Source organism: Devosia sp. LjRoot3 (assembly GCF_964252865.1).
In the GTDB taxonomy this organism is placed as follows: Bacteria; Pseudomonadota; Alphaproteobacteria; order Rhizobiales; family Devosiaceae; genus Devosia.
Map to the genome: position 1 here is coordinate 1,346,942 of NZ_CAXUPK020000001.1, position 18,664 is coordinate 1,365,605.

Below are 18,664 nucleotides of genomic sequence, written 5' to 3' on the forward strand. Positions count from 1 at the left end.
CAGTGATCTCCTCGATTGGTAAGATTTTCAGCGCGTTCCGGCACATCTGGGGTCTGTTGCGCCAGCGCAATCAATTGTATGATTTTTTCGTTTGGAGCCGTTCACACCGGCGTTTGCCGTGCTAGAACGGGGTCAACCAAGGCCCCACGGTTCGCTGCGGCGGACGGAAAAGGAATTTGACGATGACGACTGACAATGGCGCCGGTGCCCCCAAGAAGCTGCGCTCGCGTGCATGGTTCGATAATCCCGAAAACCCGGACATGACCGCGCTCTATCTCGAGCGCTACATGAACTTCGGCGTCTCGCGCGAAGAGCTGCAATCGGGCAAGCCGATCATCGGCATTGCGCAGACCGGTTCCGACCTCAGCCCCTGCAACCGTCACCATATCGTCCTGGCTGAACGCGTGCGTGAGGGCATTCGTGAAGCCGGCGGTATCGCCATCGAATTTCCGGTGCATCCGATCCAGGAAACCGGCAAGCGTCCGACCGCAGGCCTTGACCGCAACCTTGCCTATCTCGGCCTCGTCGAAGTGCTCTATGGCTACCCGCTTGATGGCGTGGTGCTGACCATCGGCTGCGACAAGACCACTCCGGCCATGCTGATGGGCGCGGCGACCGTGAACATCCCGGCGATTGCCCTGTCGGTCGGCCCGATGCTGAACGGCTGGCACAAGGGCGAACGCACCGGTTCGGGCACTATCGTCTGGAAGGCCCGTCAGATGATGGCCGCCGGCGAAATCGACTACGCACAGTTCATCGAACTCGTTGCTTCGTCGGCTCCGTCGACCGGCTACTGCAACACCATGGGCACGGCCACCACGATGAACTCGCTGGCCGAGTCGCTTGGCATGCAGCTGCCCGGTTCGGCCGCGATCCCGGCGCCCTACCGCGACCGTCAGGAAATGGCGTACCGCACCGGCAAGCGCATCGTCGACATGGTGCACGAGGACCTGAAGCCGTCCGACATTCTCACCAAGGACAACTTCATCAACACCATCGTCGTCAATTCGGCGATCGGTGGCTCGACCAATGCGCCGATCCATATCCAGGCCATTGCCAAGCACATCGGCGTCGAGCTGGAACTGCAGGACTTCCAGACCTACGGCCACAAGGTGCCGCTGCTGGTCAATCTGCAGCCTGCCGGCGAATATCTCGGCGAAGACTACTACCACGCTGGCGGCGTGCCGGCGGTGGTCAACGAGCTGATGAAGCAGGGCCTGATCCGCGAGAACGCACCGACCGTCAACGGCAAGACCATTGGCGAGAATTGCCGCGCGACGACGATCCAGGACGACAAGGTCATTCGTCACTTCGACAACCCGCTCAAGGTCGATGCCGGCTTCCTCGTGCTGCGCGGCAACCTCTTCGATACCGCCATCATGAAGACCAGCGTGATCTCGACCGAGTTCCGCGAGCGTTACCTGAACAATCCCGAACACCCGGGCATGTTCGAAGGCAAGGCGGTGGTCTTTGATGGTCCGGAAGACTATCACCACCGCATCGACGATCCCTCGCTCGAGATCGACGAGCACACGTTGCTCTTCATGCGCGGCGCCGGCCCGATCGGCTATCCGGGCGCTGCCGAAGTCGTCAATATGCGACCGCCGGCCTACCTGATCAAGAAGGGCATCTCCTCGCTCGCCTGTATTGGTGACGGTCGCCAGTCGGGTACTTCGGGCTCGCCTTCGATCCTCAACGCGTCCCCGGAAGCTGCTGCCGGTGGCAACCTTGCCATCCTCAAGACCGGTGACAAGGTGCGCATCGACCTCAACAAGGGCGAGGCCAATATCCTGATCTCGGCCGAGGAAATCGCGACCCGTCGCGCCGCGCTTGAAGCCGCTGGCGGCTACAAGTTCCCCAAGCACCAGACGCCGTGGCAGGAAATCCAGCGCGGTATCGTCGGCCAGCTTGGCGACGGCGCTATCCTGAAGCCCGCCGAGAAGTATCAGCGCATCGCCCAGAACGAAGGCTTGCCGCGCGACAACCACTAAGCCTGATCGAGGCGTAACCACGCTTTGACCAAAGGCCGGGCAGCACAAAGTGCCGCCCGGCCTTTTTGTTGGCGGCGCGGTTGCACGGTCGCGGCGCCCATCGGGCGCACGGCGGAAAGCGGCTTTCGCCCCGAAATGTGGATGAAAAGAAGAGGCGAAAGCCGCTTCCCACGATCGGGATTTTTTGCGCACGCCTCGAGCGGTCCCCTTTTGAGGTTTTACGGTCCAGATCGCCGTCGGAAGCATCCCAAGATGCAACGGGGGCTCACTGCCGCTTGACCGGTGGTCGGCATCCACGCACCCGCCTGAGCGACCTCAAGCAGCCCGTCTTCCCACCCGGCACTTCGTCGGTACCGCGTGTTGCGGTGGGAACAGTGGGATAGTGGCATGACGGGCGGGGGCCGGGGATAAGTTTGGTGGTGGCCGCGAAAGGCATTGGCCGATGGGACCCTGGCGGTGGTGGATAGCGGGGAGAGTTTTTGGGGCGGGAGGAAGACGCGCGCACCGGCGTTGCGCCGTTTAGCTGTGCAACGGCGAATGCCTATGTGCCGCGTTCAACGAGACAGATCGCGAACTGGGCGGACGTGATCCTCGAATGGCACATGCCGCCGCTGAAACCTTGCGCCTTCGTCGATTGCCGGCGTGCTGATCCGGTCCATACGAAAGTGACGGAAGTCCTGGCGTGCCGGATCCCAGGCCACCAAATACCATAGCGGTGGCAGGATCAGCATGGCCTGCGGTTCAACATTTCGGTGGGACAAGATCCCTTTTGCATCACGGTATTGGAAGCGCAGATGCTGCCGTTGCAGAAATGCCGTCTCGAATGCCGGTAGCAGCGCGGGGTCCATCGCGCCCATATCCGATATGTCCACCTGCGGTGACAGTTGCCCGACATAGAGGCAGCCCAGGAATCGGCGCAGGTCGCGCAACTTGTCCGGCGGCAAGGCTGCCTCGATTTTGGAGAGCCCGGCATCGGCGAGATCCGAAAAGGGAAGGTTTCCGGCTGCACGCATCGATGCAACGCTGATGAGAAGCGCGAAGACTTCGGCGACCGAGAGCCGCGCTGTGGTCTGAAGCGATTGCGGATCGAGTTGCAGGCCGCCCCCGCGCCCGGGCTCCGAATGAATGACGAAACCCTCATCGCGCAACGCGCTGATGTCACGCAAAACAGTGCGCCGGGATGCGCCAACCGCTTCGGCGAGGTCGGCGATTGTCGACGTGCCGTTTCGGCGAAGGCTGCGCACGATGGCGTCTTGTCGGAGGCGAGCTTTCATTCGGAGAGGATGTCATTCAATGGTGTCAAAGTTTGGCACCATTCACTTTTAGGCAGCGGTCGCAACATCAGCAAGGTGAATGACCAATGCCCAATATGATCGACTTTCCCAAGCCTTCGCTTGTTTCCGTCAACGGCGTGAAACTCGAAGTCTTCGAGGCAGGCCGGGAAAATCACGGAAACCCGATTGTGCTCTGTCACGGCTGGCCGGAGCATGCTTTTTCCTGGCGCTACCAGGTGCCCGCCCTTGTCGCAGCGGGCTACCATGTCATCGTTCCGAACCAGCGGGGCTATGGCAACTCGTCCCGTCCGGCCGAAGTCTCAGCCTATGACATCGAACATTTGGCGGGTGACCTCGTCGCCCTTCTCGATCACTACGGCTACGACCAAGCCACCTTTGTCGGGCACGATTGGGGTGCGATGGTCGTTTGGGGGCTGACCCTGTTGCATCCGAGCCGGGTCAACAAAGTGATCAATCTGAGCCTGCCCTACCAGGAGCGCGGAGAGCTGCCCTGGATCGAGTTCCTGGAGCAAATCCTTGGTAGTGAGTATTATTTCGTCCATTTCAATCGGCAGCCGGGCGTGGCCGACGCCGTGTTGGACGAGAATGCCTTCCGGTTCCTACGCAACCTCTATCGGAAAAACGAGCCCTTCAAGGAGCCCGAGCCGGGCATGGCGATGATCAATCTCGCCAGGGCAGAAACGCCGCTCGGGGAGCCCTTGATGAGCGATGGCGAGTTGGCGGTTTTCGTCTCGGCCTTCGAGAAAACGGGATTTACCGGCAGCATCAACTGGTACAGGAATCTTGATCGCAACTGGCATCTGTTGGCCGATGCGGATCCTATCATTCGGCAACCAACACTCATGATCCACGGCGCGCGCGACGCGATTCCGCCGTCCGATAAACTGGCTACGTTTGTTCCGAATGTAGATGTGGTCATGCTCGATTGCGGGCACTGGATTCAGCAGGAAAAACCGGAAGAGACGAACCAGGCGATATTGGGCTGGCTGGAACGGCAGAAGGCTTCCTAGTCCAAGGGGGGCTGCACGCAGAGGACGCCCTCCGGTTCGGCCGGAGGGCGGAAGCGACGCCCGAGGCGATAGACCGATCGCCATCGCCTCAGCTTGCAGCGAGCGAAGGGCGACCAGTTTCCTTTTTATGCAAGGCGTCTATTGGCGCGGCCAGACCAATCGCTGACGACGGCGTTTCTTCCGCTGGACTTGGCCTGCAGAAGCGCCGCATCGGCCCGCTGCATCAGAGTGGCTTTGGGTCGATCATCTTCGGTGGACGCTATGCCGATGGAAACGGTGACGGTTCCCAAGGGCTGCCCCTGATAATCGATCGGCGCGGTTTCGATGGCATGCCTTATCGCTTCCGCGGTGTGGAGCGCCGCAGTTGTGTCCTGCTTTCGAAGGATGATTGCGAATTCTTCGCCGCCATATCGATGCACGACCCCTCCGGGTCCAGCGATACTGGTCATGATGGCCGCCACCTGACCCATGACGAAGTCGCCGGCGTCATGTCCGAACTGATCGTTGAAGCGCTTGAAATGGTCGATATCGATCATCATCAGCGAAGCGGAACCGTCTTCACTGCTCTGGATCAACTCCGCCAGATTCTCGTCAAGCGAGCGCCGATTGAGCAGTCCAGTCAGAGGGTCCTTCACGGCGAGGTTGGCAAGTCGATCCCGCAATTGAAGATTGGCGATCGCCAGGGCCAGATTTTCTGCGATCAACTCGACATATGTTCGTGCTTTCGCGAGGGCCGCGCTGCCTTCGGCTTCCTCGAAGTACAGTGCACCGACCGTGTCCCCGCGCGCTGAGAGCGGAACGCAAAGAGCCGAGCTTGAACCTTGTTCGAGGTGGAGGCATCTGACGTCACTATTTGCGCCCTCGCTAAAATGCGCTCTGCCTCTTCGAATTCCCCAGCATTCATGAGCGGCGAATTCTTTGCCGGACAGGGTGGGTGTGCCCCAACTGCTTTTGGCGATCAGCGCTGTCCTGCCCGTGTTCATCACGAAGAGATGGCCGGAAAGATCCGGAAAAAGCTGCGAGGCAAACAGGGACACGACCGGGGCAAGTTCTCCTTCCAGTCGACAGGCCTGGAGACGATGCATCAGTTGCAGTATCTGGTCCTTGGTCTGCTGATCCTTGCGCCGTTCGGCGTCCAGGCGCTCTCTTTCGAGGCCGTTGTCACGAAATATCTGGATCGCCTGGTTCATGTCGCCAATCTCGTCGCGACGACCGTCTGTCAGAAGCTGAACATCATAGTCCTGCTTGGCGAGGCGCTGCACGACATTGCTCATGCGAAGCAAGGGGCGCGTCACACGCCGCGTCAGGACAAAATAGAGCACGCACAGGAAGACCACTGCGGTCAGGGCGAGCATCGACTTGGCTATCGTTCCCCAAAGAGCTGCCTGAGCGCTTGCCTGCTCCACTTCCCCGCGGGTTCGCGTGGCAACGAGATCGACAAAATGGCTGACACTGCTCAGGAGGCCGAACTGGGCCTCTTCGTGCTCGGGGGAGAAGAGAGCCGCTTTGGCTTGAGCTTCGGCTCCGTTGGCAAAGTCTGCAACCGCGCTTTCCTCGATTGCGTCCAGGATTTCGGCGTTTGCTTCTATCGCACGAAGCGCTGCCAATTCCTCTTCGGGCAGCCCCCGTTCTCGCAATACGCGAACCGCGCGTTCCCGTTCACGCTCTTCGGCCAGGGCAGCCTGAAACGCCTGTTGGTATCGTTGCTCGCCCGTGAACACGTAAAGCCGGGCGTCCTCCGTGGTCAGCTCGGCCGCCCGAGCCAGCGCTTCGACACTCTCATCAGCCTTCCATGCCGTATCGAGGGCGTCACGCTCGCGATCCGCGTAGTGCGTTGCAATGATGAACGAGCCGCCCGACAACAAGGTCAGGCCTACGGTCAAGGCATATGCCCAATTGGTAATCGTGCTAATGCGCATCGCGGTCCTCGTTCCAATTAGGGGGCCTAGATTCAGGCTAGAGGATGCGCGATGGCGCTAAAAATCGGCTTAAACTTTGCCATTTTTGTTCGGGTCGCGATGCCGCAGGCTGGGTGGCGCAGCGACGGAAGGTATGGATGCGCGGAGAGACTGGTCCCGGTTGAGACACGCCTTGAGGGCGAAAGCTTCGCCGTCGCCGCGGCAACGCCCTCGTTTATGGAGCACGAGTGCCAGAAGCGGCTCCAGTTACTTCGGAAAAGCGCTCAGGTGTTCGTGCACAATGCGCCAGCCATTCTCGCTTTTGGCAAGAACCGTCGTGCCGCGACCTTTGCCTTCGGCGCGTTGACCGTCGATCGTAGCGTGCCAATGAAAGCGGTATGTACAGCTGGCGGCTTCCGCGCTTCTGGCGATCCAGACGAGGTCTTCCAGCCAATAGGTTTCGTTGGCGAGACGTCGCCAAGTACGCTCGAAGGCTTCGCGCACCGCCTCGTGGCCCTGGTAGGTGCCAGAACTGAACCAGAAGCTGGCTTTGGGGTCGATCAGGGGGATCAGCAGCGCAAAATCGTGCCGGTTGATCAGGTCGGCATAAGCCGCCATCACCGCTTCAGGTGTGGCGGCCACGCTAATCAATATTTCCGCAGGAGCCCAACGAGCCGGCCCTGCACCTTGACGCGGTCGGGCGGGAAGATGCGGGTTTCATAGGCAGGATTGGCAGCTTCAAGCGCCACGGTATTGCCCTTGCGGCGCAGGCGCTTAAGGGTAGCCTCCTCGTCATCGACGAGAGCGACGATGATCTCGCCGGTCGAGGCTGTGTCTTGCTTCTTTATGAGCACCGTGTCGCCGTCAAAAATGCCGGCTTCGATCATCGAGTCGCCGCGCACTTCGAGCGCATAGTGTTCGCCAGCGCCGAGCATTTCCGGGGGAACGGCGATGGTGTGGGAATGGCTCTGGATCGCCTCGATCGGCGTACCGGCGGCGATGCGGCCCATGACGGGGATCGAGATCGGGCGGGCATAGTCGTCGGTGCTGCGCGCGGGGGGCGAGGCGACCTTGCCCAGATTGCCCTCGATCACGGATGGCTCGAAGCGGGACTTGCGGCCGCCAAGCGAGGGGTTCATCGAATCGGGGAGCTTTACCACTTCCAGCGCGCGGGCCCGGTTGGGCAGGCGGCGGATGAAGCCGCGCTCTTCAAGCGCGGTGATCAGCCGGTGAATGCCGGATTTGGAGGCGAGATCGAGCGCGTCCTTCATTTCATCGAAGGACGGCGGAATGCCGCTTTCCTTCATGCGTTCATGAATGAACATGAGAAGTTCGTGTTGTTTGCGCGTCAGCATTGCCCGGCGACCCCAGAATCGGAACATAGACGGAACGACTATATGTGTTCCACCTATGTTCCGCAAGAGTCTTGGGGTTTTGGTGTTTTCCGGGCGCTAGAGCGCTGCCGCAATGTCCTTGGCCAACTGGGCCAGTTCGCCATCGTCGGCGCGGCCGGTGGCGTGGGCGCCAAGGGCAATGCCCTCATAGGCGGGAATGATGTGAAAATGCAGGTGGAAGACGGTCTGGCCGGCCGGGGCTTCGTTGAACTGGGCCAGACGCAGGCCGTCGGCCTTGGTGGCGGTCTGGACAGCCTTGGCGACGCGCTGCACCAGCGGGATGACTTCCGCGAGAGCCGCAGGATCGGCATCGAGAAGGTTACGCGAAGCGGCCCTGGGAATGACCAGCGTGTGGCCCCTCGACTGGGGGAAGATGTCCATCATCACCAACGCAGTCTCGTCTTCATAGACCTTGTGACAAGGCAGTTCGCCCTTGAGGATTTTGGCGAAGATATTGGTCGGATCGTAGCTCATTGGCCCCTCGGATTATTCGGCTGCGGCCAGCGTTTCGTCGCCGGCATTGTTGGCGTAGCGGAAGCGGAAGAAATTGAGGACGGCAAGGCCCGTCAATGTCACCGGAACATACTTGATACCGCGTGTGATGAAAAACAGCGCGATGTTGACGGCCGTTTCCGCTGACATCGCGCCCTTGCCCATGGCGGAGGTGAAGGACGAGGGGACGATGTGGCGGTAAATGAGATCGTCGGAACGATAATAGTGGCGAGCGCGGGCCGCAAAGGCGCGCTTGGAGCTGGAATAGTCCTTGAGTTCATCCAGGCCCATATCGCCATGAAATTCGACTTCGGAGCCCAGCGCCCAGACTTCGGGTGGCGCCAGGCGGCCTTTGCCGATGGCGGTGAAACGCTCGATGAGATCGCGGAAGGTGACGTAATTGGCGTTCCAGCAATCGTCGGTCTTGGCGCCGTGGGAGAGCACGAGGACATCGGCGCGCGCGAGCTTTTCTTCTAGTCCGGCATAGCTGCCCGCGGAAAAATCGACACCTGACTTTGCCACTTCGACAATGGCGCCGCGCTTTTCCAGCGCCCTGATCATGGCCGAGCCGAAGGCGCCACCCGAACCGGTAACGAGAAAGCGCCGCCCCTCGATCTGGCAGGTCGTGCCCGCGACGAGATCGAAGACATTGGTGAAGGAGGAGAAGAAGTTGTGCGGATAGACATGATGCATCGCGTGGTAATTGTTGTTTACCCACAGAAGGCCCTGCTGGCCTCCCACGCGGTTCATGGACATGTGGTTGAAATCGAGCCCTTCTTCCCGCAGCGTCAGGCCCAGCATGATGGTGCGCACCACGGCGACCAGCGCGATCGGCGGCCAGGGAAAGACGAAAAGGAACAGCAGAGTTCCCAGCATTGCGGTGAGGTATTCGGGCAGGACGTGGAACCAGATATTGGCCCGGACATAGGCCGGGTTAACCTGCATATCGAGCCCGAGGAACTTGTGGTGAACCCAGTGCCAGGAGGAGAATTTCCTCAGCCACGGATTGGGAGATTTTTCCCAGCGGTGCAGCAACCAGTGGAGCGCATCGAAAAGAGCCGTCGAAACGACGAAGGCGAGCGCGGCTTGAAGCAAAAAAATGAAAGCGTCCCAAAACATAAGACGGTTTTAGAATCGATCGCCGGGGAGGGAAAGGTGCTTTGCCGCCGCACGCGATCAGCGATCGGTGCGTTCGCCGCGTCGGTAGGGTGAGAAAGTTTCGAGCACCGACTGCTCGTGGGTTACCGCAGGGCGTTCTGCCTCGAGATAGTCAGCAACGGCCTCCCTGAGGCCCGGATGGGCAATCCAGTGCGCCGAATGCGTGCTCACCGGGGTGTAGCCGCGCGCGAGCTTGTGTTCGCCCTGCGCGCCTGCCTCGACAACCCTGAGGCCATGGGCGATGGCGTAGTCGATGGCCTGGTAGTAGCAGACCTCGAAATGGAGGAATGGCACCTCGCGGGTAGCGCCCCAATTCCGCCCATAGAGCCGGTCCTTGCCGATGAAATTAATAGCGCCGGCAATGGGCTCGCTGCCATCATAGGCAAAAATCAGGACGATCCGGTCGGCCATGTATTGGCCGAGCAGCGAGAAGAATTTGCGGTTGAGATAGGGCTGGCCCCACTTCCGAGAACCGGTGTCCTCGTAGAAATCGAAGAAAGCATCCCAGTGATGCTCCTTGATGTCGGCTCCGCTGAGCCACCGAATGCTGATGCCCTCGGCCAATGCGTCGCGGCGCTCGCGACGGATCACCTTGCGCTTGCGCGAGGAGAGGGTTTCGAGGAAGGCGTCAAAACTCGAAAAGCCGTCATTGTGCCAGTGGAACTGTGTGTCGACGCGGCTCAGCCAGTCCGAGGCTGTGGCCGTGGCGGCATCTTCGTCGGGAAGGAAGGTGAGGTGGACGGACGAGGCATTGCGCTGGCGGGCCAGCTCTTCGGCAGTCGAGAGCAAGGCAGCGCGGATTTCGAGACTGTCCGAGGGGACCAGCAGCTTTGGGGCGGTCACGGGCGTGAAGGGTACGGAGCCCTGCAGCTTGGGATAATAGTGTCCGCCGGCGCGTTCGAGCGCCTGGGCCCAGCCGTGGTCGAAGACATATTCGCCCATGGAATGGGTTTTGAGGAACAGCGGCAACAAGCCCACGGCAGTGCCGGCTTCGTCCTTGATGAGGATGTGCTGCGGCTGCCAGCCGGTGCGGCCGTTGGCGCAACCTGATTCTTCGAGCGCGAGAAAGAAGGCGTGGTCGAGGAAGGGATTGTCGGGCACCCCATCGGTGCCCGGCACAAGGGAATTCCACTGCTCGGCCGGAATGGAGGCCGTCGAGGGATGGATGGTTGCTGAAAGCTCTTTAGGAGACACTGTCCGGGTTGAACCCTTCGAACACGATCTGGTCGATGTAGGGGGCCGCGGCCTCCGCTTCAACCTTAGACCGGATCGTCCAGGCGGTCACCGGCTTGCCGAGGGCGCGCCAGAATGTGATCGCGGGCAGCGTCAAAGCGTTCTTGTCGCAGGAAATGAAGTCGAACTGCGTCTCGTGCCAGTGGAGGAGGTGGCGCAGCGTATAGCGCTCGTCCTCGGTGATCCCAGGCGGATAGTCTTCGCCTTCGTAGTCATAGGTGATAATGCCGCGCGGGCCGGCAAAGCCGTATTCGCGGATGAGAGCGATGAGGCGCGGATCGAAGGATTCGACCGTGGTCGGACCGGAATATTTGGCGAGCGCTTCGGCCGCAACCGTCGCGAGGCGGCGCGTGGCATCAAGGCTCGGCTGGTGCTTGAGCTCGACCTGGAGGAGGGCTCGTCCCGAGATTTGCTCGAGGAAAGTGTCGAAGGTCTGCGGACGGTCGCCGGCGGCGCTGTCGAGCAGTTTCATGTCGGTCATTTCGGCGAGGGTAAGGTCGCTGACAAGACCGGTTTCGCCCGTCAGCCGTTCGAGCTTCTCATCGTGAAAGACCAGAGCGTGACCGTCGCTCGTAAGCTGGAGATCGCACTCAATGGCGAAATTGCCTGCAATGGCGGCGGCAAAGGCGCTGGCACTGTTTTCGATGACGCCACTGGCGCGATCGTGCAGGCCGCGATGAGCGACAGGGCGGGGAAAGAGCGGTGCGGTCATGAAAAATCTGCCGTGAAATCGGAGGCGTCCGGTTCGCACGCCTCCGTGACAGTGCAATTACAGGCGGGTGCTAGACTTCGACGACAGCGTCGATTTCCACCGCTGCGCCAAATGGCAGCGAGGTAACGCCGAAGGCGGCGCGGGCGTGCTTGCCCTTGTCGCCCAAGATGCCGACCAGCAGGTTCGATGCGCCATTGGCAACGAGATGCTGTTCGGTGAATTCATTGTCGGAGCAGACGAGAACCGTCAGCTTCAGGATCTTCTTGATGTCCTGCAGCGGTACGCCTGCGGAATAAACGATGTGCGAAAGGACGTTGAGGATGGCGAGCTCGGCAGCATTGCCGCCCTGCTGGACGTTCATTGTGTCCCCCAGACGTCCGCCCACCACGCCGTTCTCGCCGGTCGAGATCTGGCCCGAGACATAGAGGAGATTGCCGCTGCGGGTGACGGGCACATAGCTCGCGACGGGCGCCTTGGGCGCGGGCAGTTCGTAGCCATATTCGCGGAGCTTTTGGATCGGATCGGTCATCTGGTCTTGCCTTCCAGGTCTTCTGCTTCTTCTTCGGATGCCGGGGCCGAACTGGTTTCGGGCCGGCTAGTATAGAGTTTGCCGCGGACGACGGCGGCGCGGCCAAAGCGGGTACGCACGCGGTCCATGGCCCGTTCCGCCGCTGCCTTGCGGGCAACCTGCGGTTCGAGAAGGTCCGTTGGATCGGACCCGTCGGCCGCTTCGATGCCCGAAATGCCGATGCCGATCAAGCGGAACGGCGTGCCATCTGCCTCTCGCTGCAGGAGGTTTAGTCCTGCCTCGTAAAGCACATTGGCGAGCTGTGTCGGCATCATCAGGTGTCGAGCGCGCGTGCGCAACTTAAATCCAGCTGTCTTGAGCTTTAGCGTCACCGTGTCGCCGACGATATTCTTGGCCTTCAGGCGCTCGGAGAGGCGTTCGCAACATTGGAGAAGTTCGGTGGACAGCTCCTCGAGCGTCGCGAGATCGCGGTTAAAGGTTGTTTCGGAGGAAACGGTCTTCATCTCGCCATCGATCGAGACGCGGCGACTGTCCTGTCCAAGGGAAAGGCGAGCGAGGCGTGCGCCCGATTCGCCGTAGAGGCGCATCAGCTGGAGGGGGTCGGCCTCCTGCAGCTGGCCGATCGTGTGATAGCCGTCCTTCTTGAGGGTCTCGGAGAAGACCTTGCCGACGCCAAAGATCAGACTGATGGGTTTTGGCGCGAGGAATGACAGGGTTTCAGCGGCACCGATGACGGCGAAGCCGCGCGGCTTGTCGAGGTCGGAGGCGACCTTGGCGAGGAACTTGTTGTGGCTGAGACCGACGGAGATGCTGACGCCGACCTCCTGCTCGATGGTGCGGGAGAAACGCGCCAGGGTCAAGGCGGGGGGCGCCTTGTGAACCCTCTCGGTGCCCGTCAGGTCGAGGAAGGCCTCGTCGATGGAAAGCGGTTCGACGAGTGGCGTCAGCGCGTCCATGTGGCGGCGAATCTGCCGGCTGACTTCCACATATTTGGCCATGTTGGGCTTGATGATCACCGCGTCGGGGCAAAGCTCGCGCGCCCTATACATGGGCATGGCGGAGCGGACGCCGGACTGGCGAGCAATATAGCAGCAGGTGGATACGACACCGCGCACGCCGCCGCCGATGATCAGCGGACGATCGCGCAGGCTCGGATCATCGCGCTTTTCGACTGAGGCGTAAAAGGCGTCGCAATCGACATGGGCGATGGAGAGGGCAAAAAGCTCGGAATGGCTGCGGATTCGGGGCGAGCCGCATTGCGGACAGCGGCGGGGTTCAGCCGCCGCCGTTCCGGAACTGAGGCAGTCGCGGCACAGCCAATCCATCGCCTCGGGTCATCCGTTTGGGTTGAGCTTGTGCCACAGGCGCATGAACGATTCCGGGTTCATGCCGGCATTTGCGCAGAGTGCGAGCAGAATCGGTTCGTTTGCTGCAAAATAGTCGATGAGCCCGGTTTGCAGGCGCTTCGTACCGATCGCGGAACGAAGAGATTGCGGATCGAGCCCGGCATGCTGCATGAAAGCCAGCAGCTCATCGGGGTTTTCGGCAAGGTAACCGAGGCAGGCCCCGGCGACCTCTTCGAGGTCCAGCGATGACGGTTTTGCGAGCGGCAAGTCTTGGCCTCATTTGAGGTTTTGTAACGGATTGAATGATACCCCAAGGCGATGGGGAAGCGAAGGGCCGTGGTGCTGGGACCGGGGATAGTGCCGGTGCCAAAGGCACGCAAGTGAGGACCAATGTCCAAGACAGTCATGATCGTGGAAGACAACGAGCTGAATATGAAGCTCTTCAACGATCTGCTCGAATCGCGCGGCTACCGGGTCATCCAGACCCGCAATGGCCTTGAGGCACTGGATCTGGCGCGGGCGCATATGCCCGATCTGATCCTGATGGATATCCAGCTACCGGAAGTTTCAGGTCTTGTGGTCACCAAGTGGCTCAAGGATGACGAACAACTCGCCCATATTCCCGTCATCGCCGTTACGGCTTTCGCCATGAAGGGCGACGAGGAGCGGATTTTACAAGGCGGGTGCGAGGGTTACATATCGAAACCTATCTCCGTGGCTCATTTTCTGGAAACCATTGCCCAATATATTGGGCCTGCCTGACGGCGCCCGAGACGGTCAATGTTTAGGCGGACTTCTCCCGGTAGCCAGTTGGCATCGGGATGATTTGGTTTGTTTGGGGGATATGCGGTGACGGCGCGCGTTCTGATTGTCGACGACATTCCGACGAATGTTCGGCTGCTCGAAGCGCGGCTTACCGCCGAATATTTCGAGGTGCTGACTGCCAGCTCCGGGCCGGAAGCGCTTGAAATTCTTGAAGGAACCGACGTCGACATCATTCTGCTCGATGTGATGATGCCGGTGATGGACGGCTTTGAAGTTTGCCGTCTCCTCAAATCCAACCCTCGCACGCATCATGTGCCGGTGTTGATGATCACCGCGCTCGACCAGCCTTCCGACCGCGTGAAAGGCCTTGAGGCCGGAGCAGACGACTTTCTCACCAAGCCGGTCGATGACATGCAGCTCATGGCGCGTGTCAAAAGCCTGGCGCGGCTCAAGTCGCTGACGGACGAATTGCGGGCGCGTGCGTTGACTGGCCAGCAATTGGCCATCGAGGACGCTCTGCGGGCGATGGACACGATCTCCGCCCAAGGCGGGCAGGTGTTGATCATCGACACCGACAAGCGCCACGCCGAGCGCGTGCAGGGCTATCTTTCGGAAGAACACAAGGTCGACATCCTGCTCGAGCCGGCTGATGCCGTGTTCCAAGTGTCTGGCGCGCAATATGAATTGGCGCTGGTCAGCATGTCGCTCAATGACTTTGACCCGCTGCGCGTCGCCTCGCAGATCCGGACCGTCGAGCATTCGCGCAACCTGCCGATCATCCTGATGGCCGACGATGGCGACAAGCCGCGGGTGGTGAGGGCGCTTGATCTCGGGGTGAATGATTTCATCAGCCGGCCGATCGAGCGGAACGAGCTGAAGGCGCGGGTACGCACGCAGATCCGGCGGCATCGCTATGCCATGGAGCTGCGCGAAAGCGTCAACAATTCCATCGCCATGGCGGTGACGGACGATCTGACCGGTCTCTATAACCGTCGCTATTTCGATAGACATCTCAATGTCTTGCTGAGCAAAGCCCAGGAGCAGGAACGCAACCTGGCGGTGATGATCCTCGATATCGACCACTTCAAGTCGGTCAACGATACCTATGGTCACGACGTCGGCGACGTGGTGCTCAAGGAATTCTCGGCGCGGATGAAGCGCAATATCCGTGGGGTCGATCTGGCTTGCCGGTTCGGCGGCGAGGAATTCGTGGTGCTAATGCCCGATACCGATGTCAGCAATGCCGAGCTGGTGGCTGAGCGTGTGCGCCAAGCTGTTGGTGAGAAGACCTTTGAAATCAATGGTCAAAGGCCGCTGACGGTCACGGTTTCCGTGGGCGTATCGTTCAACGAGAGCCTTGCTGATACCTCGGAAAGCCTGATCAAGCGGGCCGACCTGGCGCTCTATCGCGCCAAGCGCGAGGGGCGTAATCGGGTGATCCTGGACGCCGCTTGATAAAATGCCCGCTATTAGGGTTATCTGTTATAATTAACAAACGGTTATCGGTCGCTTTTGACTGGATTTCCTTGAGTTTCCCCGGGCCCATTGTAGGGTGATTTCAGACGGCGACGGTCGCAAAACGACTGATGCCTCCGAGCTCCCTACGGCTTTTCTCAGGTCCGCCGCAACTCCTGAGTTCCGTAGGGCGGTTGGTCCGGATGCGGTGAGAGTGGCCTCTTCGACGTACCGCTCCGGACCAGCCACTCTCTCTCCCGAAATCGTTATAGAACTGCGCCCCGACGCTAGCAGACTGTTCGCGTCGAGCGTAACCGTTCGCACAATTGGTTGGTCCAAATGCGAAAAGGCCCCGCACGATGTGCAGGGCCTTCAAACGCTCAGAAGGTCAGATCAGATTACTTGATCTTGGCTTCCTTGAATTCGACGTGCTTGCGGACGACCGGGTCGTACTTCTTGAAAGCAAGCTTTTCGGTCTGGGTGCGTGCGTTCTTCTTGGTGACGTAGAAGAAGCCGGTATCAGCCGTCGACACGAGCTTGATCTTGATGGTGGCGGCTTTTGCCATTTTCGCAGTCCTTCATAAAAGAAAGGCGCTGCGAAACGGCAGCGCTGGAATTTGGGCGCAAACTACGGATTTGCGGACGATTGTCAAGCGGAGGTTCAGTCCCGCTGGCCAGTGCCGAAGCCGTACATCCTGGTAGCCCACTGCAGGCCGACGATCGAACCCTTCGTCGAGGGCAGAATCGCGAGCGGCAGGACGATGGCCAAGGGAATCATGGTGATCACATAGGTGATCGGCTGGACGTGATAGGTCATGTCCATGTGCAGCATCAGGAAGATGATGATGTGGCCCACGATGGTGATGGCGATATAGGGCGGGAAGTCGTCGGCACGATGGTGCTTCAGCTCTTCGCCGCAAACGTCGCACTGGTCCGCGACCTTCAAATAGGCGCGGAACATCTTGCCCTTGCCGCAATGGGGGCACTTGCAGAGCGTGCCGCGCCACATGGCCTGGCCCACGCTGCGATTTTCGAGAGTTGTGGCGTTCTCGGTCATGGAACTACCTCTTTCTCCGGCCCTTGGGACCGAAGCTCTTAGATGGTCGCTTTTGCGGGCGCCGACCAGATGGCGGATTGCCGCGGGTGCCTTCCGACAGAAGTTCAAAGCGTAGCGCGCCGGCTACTGGTGCAGCTTCAAGGAGGCGCACGGTGACACGGTCGCCAAGCGTAAAAGTTTCGCCGCCGCGCTCGCCGATCATCGCCTGCCGTTCTTCGACATAGCGATAGTAGTCCTCGCCGAGGGTGGAGGCGGGAACAAAACCGTCCGCGCCGGTCTCGATGAGACGGATGAAGAGGCCCGAACGGGTAACGCCGGAGATGCGGCCCTCAAAGCGGGCGCCGATTTTTTGCGCCAGAAATTGCGCCAGGAGGCGATCGGAGGTTTCGCGTTCGGCCACCATGGCTCGGCGCTCGGTGGCCGAGATGTGCTGGGCAATGCCCTGGAGTTTTGTTGCTTCCTGGTCGGTGAGGCCGTCGTCGCCAAGGCCGAGTGCCCGTACCAGCGCGCGGTGCACGATGAGGTCGGCATAGCGGCGGATGGGCGAGGTGAAGTGGGCATAGCGGTCGAGGTTGAGACCGAAATGACCATAATTCTCGGCGGAATACTCGGCCTGCGCCTGGCTGCGCAACACCATTTCGCTGACCTGCTCCACATTGCCGGCCTTGCGGGCCTGGCCGAGGATGCCGTTGAAATCCGACGCGCGGACGGAATCGGATTTTTTGACCGCGATATCGAGGCTACCGAGGAAATCGCGCAGGCTCTGCAGCTTTTCCGAACTCGGTTCATCGTGGACGCGATAGAGCAGTTCGCTCCGCTTCTGCTCGAGCGTTTCGGCGGCGGCGACGTTGGCCGCGATCATCATCTCTTCGATGAGACGATGGGCTTCGAGACGCTCCGGAATGCGGATATCGGCGACCATGCCCTTGTCGTCGAGGATGATCTTTCGCTCCGGCAGGTCGAGATCGAGCGGGCCGCGCCTGTCGCGGGCGCCGGCCATGGCGTCATAGGCGTCCCAGAGAGGCCGCAGGATGGGTTCGAGCAGTGGGCCGGTCTTGTCGTCGGCATTGCCGTCAATCGCTGCCTGGGCCTGCTGGTAGCTGAGTTTCGCCGCCGAGCGCATCAGGATGCGATGGAAGCTGTGGCTGATCTTGTGGCCGTCGGCATTGAGCACCATGCGCACAGCGAGGGCGGCGCGGGGCTCGCCTTCCTTCAGCGAGCAGAGCTCATTGGAAATGCGCTCGGGCAGCATGGGCACGACGCGGTCAGGGAAATAGACCGAATTGCCACGAAGATAGGCTTCGCGATCGAGCGAGGTGCCGGGGCGGACATAGGCAGCGACGTCGGCGATGGCCACGGTGACCACATGGCCGCCGGGGTTTTTCGGATCGTCGTCGGGCGCGGCGTGAACCGCGTCGTCATGGTCCTTGGCGTCGGGCGGATCGATGGTGACGAGCGGCAGGTCGCGCCAGTCTTCGCGGCCCTTGAGCGTTGCTTCCTTGGCCTCTTCGGCCTCGCGAATGACGCTGGTCGGGAATTTGTAGGGAATTTCGAGATTGTGGATGGCAATCATCGAGACCGCGCCTTCGGAGGCGGGGTTGCCGATGACGGAAGTCACACGGGCGCGCGGAATCATCAGGCGGCCGGAGAGCTTCACTTCCACTTCAACGAGATCGCCATCTTGGGCTTCGCCGAGATCGCCCAGCGGGATGCGCATTTCTTTCTGCTTGCGATCAACCGGGATGAGGCGGGCGCCTTCATTGTCCATGCGGACAATGCCGATCTGGCCGCGACGGGGCTTGTCGAGCACCTTCATCGGCTTGGCGGTATAGAAGGGAATTTCGCCATCGCCGGCATCGATGCGGGCAAGAATGCGGTCGCCTGGGGCTGGGACGACGCGGGAATCCTTGCTGACAAGGATTTCGACGCGGGGCTTTTCGCCTTCTTCCGGGTTCCATTGGGCCGGGAAGGCGTGAAGCGCGTCGGGATCGGCATCCGAAGGGATGTCGAGGACGGTCACATGGGGCAGGGCGGCTGTGCGGCGCAGCGCCTTGCGGGTGCGCGTGATGACGCCATCGCCCTCAAGCTCGGCCAGCATGGCCTTGAACGGCCGGCGCATATCGCCGCGAATGCCGAAGACTTTTGCAAGGTCGCGCTTGCCCTTGATGTCGGCGTCTTGCGCCAAGGCTTCGAGCAGTTGTTCGCGCGTGGGCAATTCACCGGCGCGCGGTTGTGCGCTGCGCTTCGGGCCCGAGGTGTTTTTTGGTTTTGGTTTTTTGGTGGTCATGTTGCCCGATATGTAGGGGATTGCAGGGCTTTTGCCAAATTG

The 18,664-nt window shown here is 60.7% G+C and carries 18 protein-coding genes; 4 read left to right on the forward strand and 14 right to left on the reverse strand.

Features of this window, described 5'->3' with window-relative positions; genetic code table 11:
* Positions 1-182: 182 nt before the first annotated feature.
* A complete protein-coding gene (locus ACSQ2A_RS06550) occupies positions 183-1,991 on the forward strand; it encodes an IlvD/Edd family dehydratase (RefSeq protein WP_436071536.1) in 1,809 nt (602 codons plus the stop codon).
* 554 nt (positions 1,992-2,545) lie between these two features.
* On the opposite strand, the gene ACSQ2A_RS06555 is transcribed toward ACSQ2A_RS06550, so the two are convergent.
* On the reverse strand, positions 2,546-3,265 hold the full coding sequence (locus ACSQ2A_RS06555; RefSeq protein ID WP_436071537.1) for a helix-turn-helix transcriptional regulator: 720 nt from the start codon (positions 3,263-3,265) through the stop codon (positions 2,546-2,548).
* 86 nt (positions 3,266-3,351) lie between these two features.
* Between ACSQ2A_RS06555 and ACSQ2A_RS06560 the strand changes: the two genes are divergently transcribed.
* Positions 3,352-4,296, forward strand: a complete 945-nt coding sequence (locus ACSQ2A_RS06560) for an alpha/beta fold hydrolase (protein ID WP_436071538.1) — start codon at positions 3,352-3,354, stop codon at positions 4,294-4,296.
* A gap of 125 nt (positions 4,297-4,421) precedes the next feature.
* Here the strand turns inward: ACSQ2A_RS06560 and ACSQ2A_RS06565 are convergent, their stop codons facing one another.
* The 10 genes from ACSQ2A_RS06565 to ACSQ2A_RS06610 all read right to left on the reverse strand — a co-directional run bounded on the left by ACSQ2A_RS06565 (position 4,422) and on the right by ACSQ2A_RS06610 (position 13,325).
* Positions 4,422-6,215 carry a diguanylate cyclase gene (locus tag ACSQ2A_RS06565; protein ID WP_436071539.1) on the reverse strand — a complete coding sequence of 598 codons (1,794 nt, stop codon included), beginning with the start codon at positions 6,213-6,215 and terminating at the stop codon, positions 4,422-4,424.
* Between the two features lie 246 nt (positions 6,216-6,461).
* The gene (locus ACSQ2A_RS06570) at positions 6,462-6,836 is read right to left on the reverse strand and encodes a YybH family protein (protein WP_436071540.1); all 375 of its coding nucleotides are present in this window, start codon (positions 6,834-6,836) and stop codon (positions 6,462-6,464) included.
* A gap of 5 nt (positions 6,837-6,841) precedes the next feature.
* Complete coding sequence (gene lexA, locus ACSQ2A_RS06575; RefSeq protein WP_295412030.1) at positions 6,842-7,549, reverse strand: transcriptional repressor LexA; 708 nt, start codon at positions 7,547-7,549, stop codon at positions 6,842-6,844.
* Between the two features lie 96 nt (positions 7,550-7,645).
* Positions 7,646-8,062: an HIT family protein gene (locus ACSQ2A_RS06580; protein WP_436071541.1), complete on the reverse strand. Its 417-nt coding sequence runs from the start codon at positions 8,060-8,062 to the stop codon at positions 7,646-7,648.
* A gap of 12 nt (positions 8,063-8,074) precedes the next feature.
* Positions 8,075-9,175, reverse strand: coding sequence for a hypothetical protein (locus ACSQ2A_RS06585; RefSeq protein ID WP_436071542.1), 1,101 nt, complete (start codon positions 9,173-9,175; stop codon positions 8,075-8,077).
* Between the two features lie 81 nt (positions 9,176-9,256).
* Positions 9,257-10,432: a GNAT family N-acetyltransferase gene (locus ACSQ2A_RS06590; RefSeq protein ID WP_436071543.1), complete on the reverse strand. Its 1,176-nt coding sequence runs from the start codon at positions 10,430-10,432 to the stop codon at positions 9,257-9,259.
* Positions 10,422-11,183 (reverse strand): glycerophosphodiester phosphodiesterase family protein, encoded by a 762-nt coding sequence (locus tag ACSQ2A_RS06595; protein WP_436071544.1) that lies wholly within the window; start codon positions 11,181-11,183, stop codon positions 10,422-10,424. Before ACSQ2A_RS06595 ends, ACSQ2A_RS06590 begins: the two co-directional genes overlap by 11 nt.
* A 70-nt stretch (positions 11,184-11,253) precedes the next feature.
* Positions 11,254-11,712, reverse strand: a complete 459-nt coding sequence (locus ACSQ2A_RS06600; protein WP_295412022.1) for a RidA family protein — start codon at positions 11,710-11,712, stop codon at positions 11,254-11,256.
* A complete protein-coding gene (locus ACSQ2A_RS06605) occupies positions 11,709-13,037 on the reverse strand; it encodes a DNA polymerase IV (RefSeq protein ID WP_436071545.1) in 1,329 nt (442 codons plus the stop codon). Before ACSQ2A_RS06605 ends, ACSQ2A_RS06600 begins: the two co-directional genes overlap by 4 nt.
* Before the next feature lie 9 nt (positions 13,038-13,046).
* Entirely contained in the window at positions 13,047-13,325 is a 279-nt protein-coding gene (locus tag ACSQ2A_RS06610; protein WP_295412018.1) for a DUF3572 family protein, read from the reverse strand.
* Between the two features lie 123 nt (positions 13,326-13,448).
* Between ACSQ2A_RS06610 and ACSQ2A_RS06615 the strand changes: the two genes are divergently transcribed.
* Both ACSQ2A_RS06615 and ACSQ2A_RS06620 read left to right on the forward strand, forming a co-directional pair.
* Positions 13,449-13,820, forward strand: coding sequence for a response regulator (locus ACSQ2A_RS06615; RefSeq protein ID WP_291417845.1), 372 nt, complete (start codon positions 13,449-13,451; stop codon positions 13,818-13,820).
* An 87-nt stretch (positions 13,821-13,907) separates the two neighbouring features.
* Entirely contained in the window at positions 13,908-15,278 is a 1,371-nt protein-coding gene (locus ACSQ2A_RS06620) for a PleD family two-component system response regulator (protein WP_436071546.1), read from the forward strand.
* Positions 15,279-15,676: 398 nt separating this feature from the next.
* On the opposite strand, the gene rpmG is transcribed toward ACSQ2A_RS06620, so the two are convergent.
* The 3 genes from rpmG to rnr all read right to left on the reverse strand — a co-directional run bounded on the left by rpmG (position 15,677) and on the right by rnr (position 18,622).
* The gene (rpmG, locus tag ACSQ2A_RS06625) at positions 15,677-15,844 is read right to left on the reverse strand and encodes a 50S ribosomal protein L33 (protein ID WP_046104197.1); all 168 of its coding nucleotides are present in this window, start codon (positions 15,842-15,844) and stop codon (positions 15,677-15,679) included.
* Positions 15,845-15,939: 95 nt separating this feature from the next.
* Complete coding sequence (locus ACSQ2A_RS06630) at positions 15,940-16,335, reverse strand: DUF983 domain-containing protein (RefSeq protein WP_295412012.1); 396 nt, start codon at positions 16,333-16,335, stop codon at positions 15,940-15,942.
* Positions 16,336-16,339: 4 nt separating this feature from the next.
* Positions 16,340-18,622 (reverse strand): ribonuclease R, encoded by a 2,283-nt coding sequence (rnr, locus tag ACSQ2A_RS06635; RefSeq protein ID WP_436071547.1) that lies wholly within the window; start codon positions 18,620-18,622, stop codon positions 16,340-16,342.
* Positions 18,623-18,664: the final 42 nt, after the last annotated feature.

Coding starts and splice junctions, on each gene's coding strand:
- ACSQ2A_RS06550 (WP_436071536.1), top strand. CDS start 183: ATGACGACTGACAATGGCGCCGGTGCCCCCAAGAAGCTGCGCTCGCGT.
- ACSQ2A_RS06555 (WP_436071537.1), bottom strand. CDS start 3,265: ATGAAAGCTCGCCTCCGACAAGACGCCATCGTGCGCAGCCTTCGCCGA.
- ACSQ2A_RS06560 (WP_436071538.1), top strand. CDS start 3,352: ATGCCCAATATGATCGACTTTCCCAAGCCTTCGCTTGTTTCCGTCAAC.
- ACSQ2A_RS06565 (WP_436071539.1), bottom strand. CDS start 6,215: ATGCGCATTAGCACGATTACCAATTGGGCATATGCCTTGACCGTAGGC.
- lexA (WP_295412030.1), bottom strand. CDS start 7,549: ATGCTGACGCGCAAACAACACGAACTTCTCATGTTCATTCATGAACGC.
- ACSQ2A_RS06580 (WP_436071541.1), bottom strand. CDS start 8,062: ATGAGCTACGATCCGACCAATATCTTCGCCAAAATCCTCAAGGGCGAA.
- ACSQ2A_RS06595 (WP_436071544.1), bottom strand. CDS start 11,183: ATGACCGCACCGCTCTTTCCCCGCCCTGTCGCTCATCGCGGCCTGCAC.
- ACSQ2A_RS06600 (WP_295412022.1), bottom strand. CDS start 11,712: ATGACCGATCCGATCCAAAAGCTCCGCGAATATGGCTACGAACTGCCC.
- ACSQ2A_RS06605 (WP_436071545.1), bottom strand. CDS start 13,037: ATGGATTGGCTGTGCCGCGACTGCCTCAGTTCCGGAACGGCGGCGGCT.
- ACSQ2A_RS06615 (WP_291417845.1), top strand. CDS start 13,449: ATGTCCAAGACAGTCATGATCGTGGAAGACAACGAGCTGAATATGAAG.
- rpmG (WP_046104197.1), bottom strand. CDS start 15,844: ATGGCAAAAGCCGCCACCATCAAGATCAAGCTCGTGTCGACGGCTGAT.
- ACSQ2A_RS06630 (WP_295412012.1), bottom strand. CDS start 16,335: ATGACCGAGAACGCCACAACTCTCGAAAATCGCAGCGTGGGCCAGGCC.
- rnr (WP_436071547.1), bottom strand. CDS start 18,622: ATGACCACCAAAAAACCAAAACCAAAAAACACCTCGGGCCCGAAGCGC.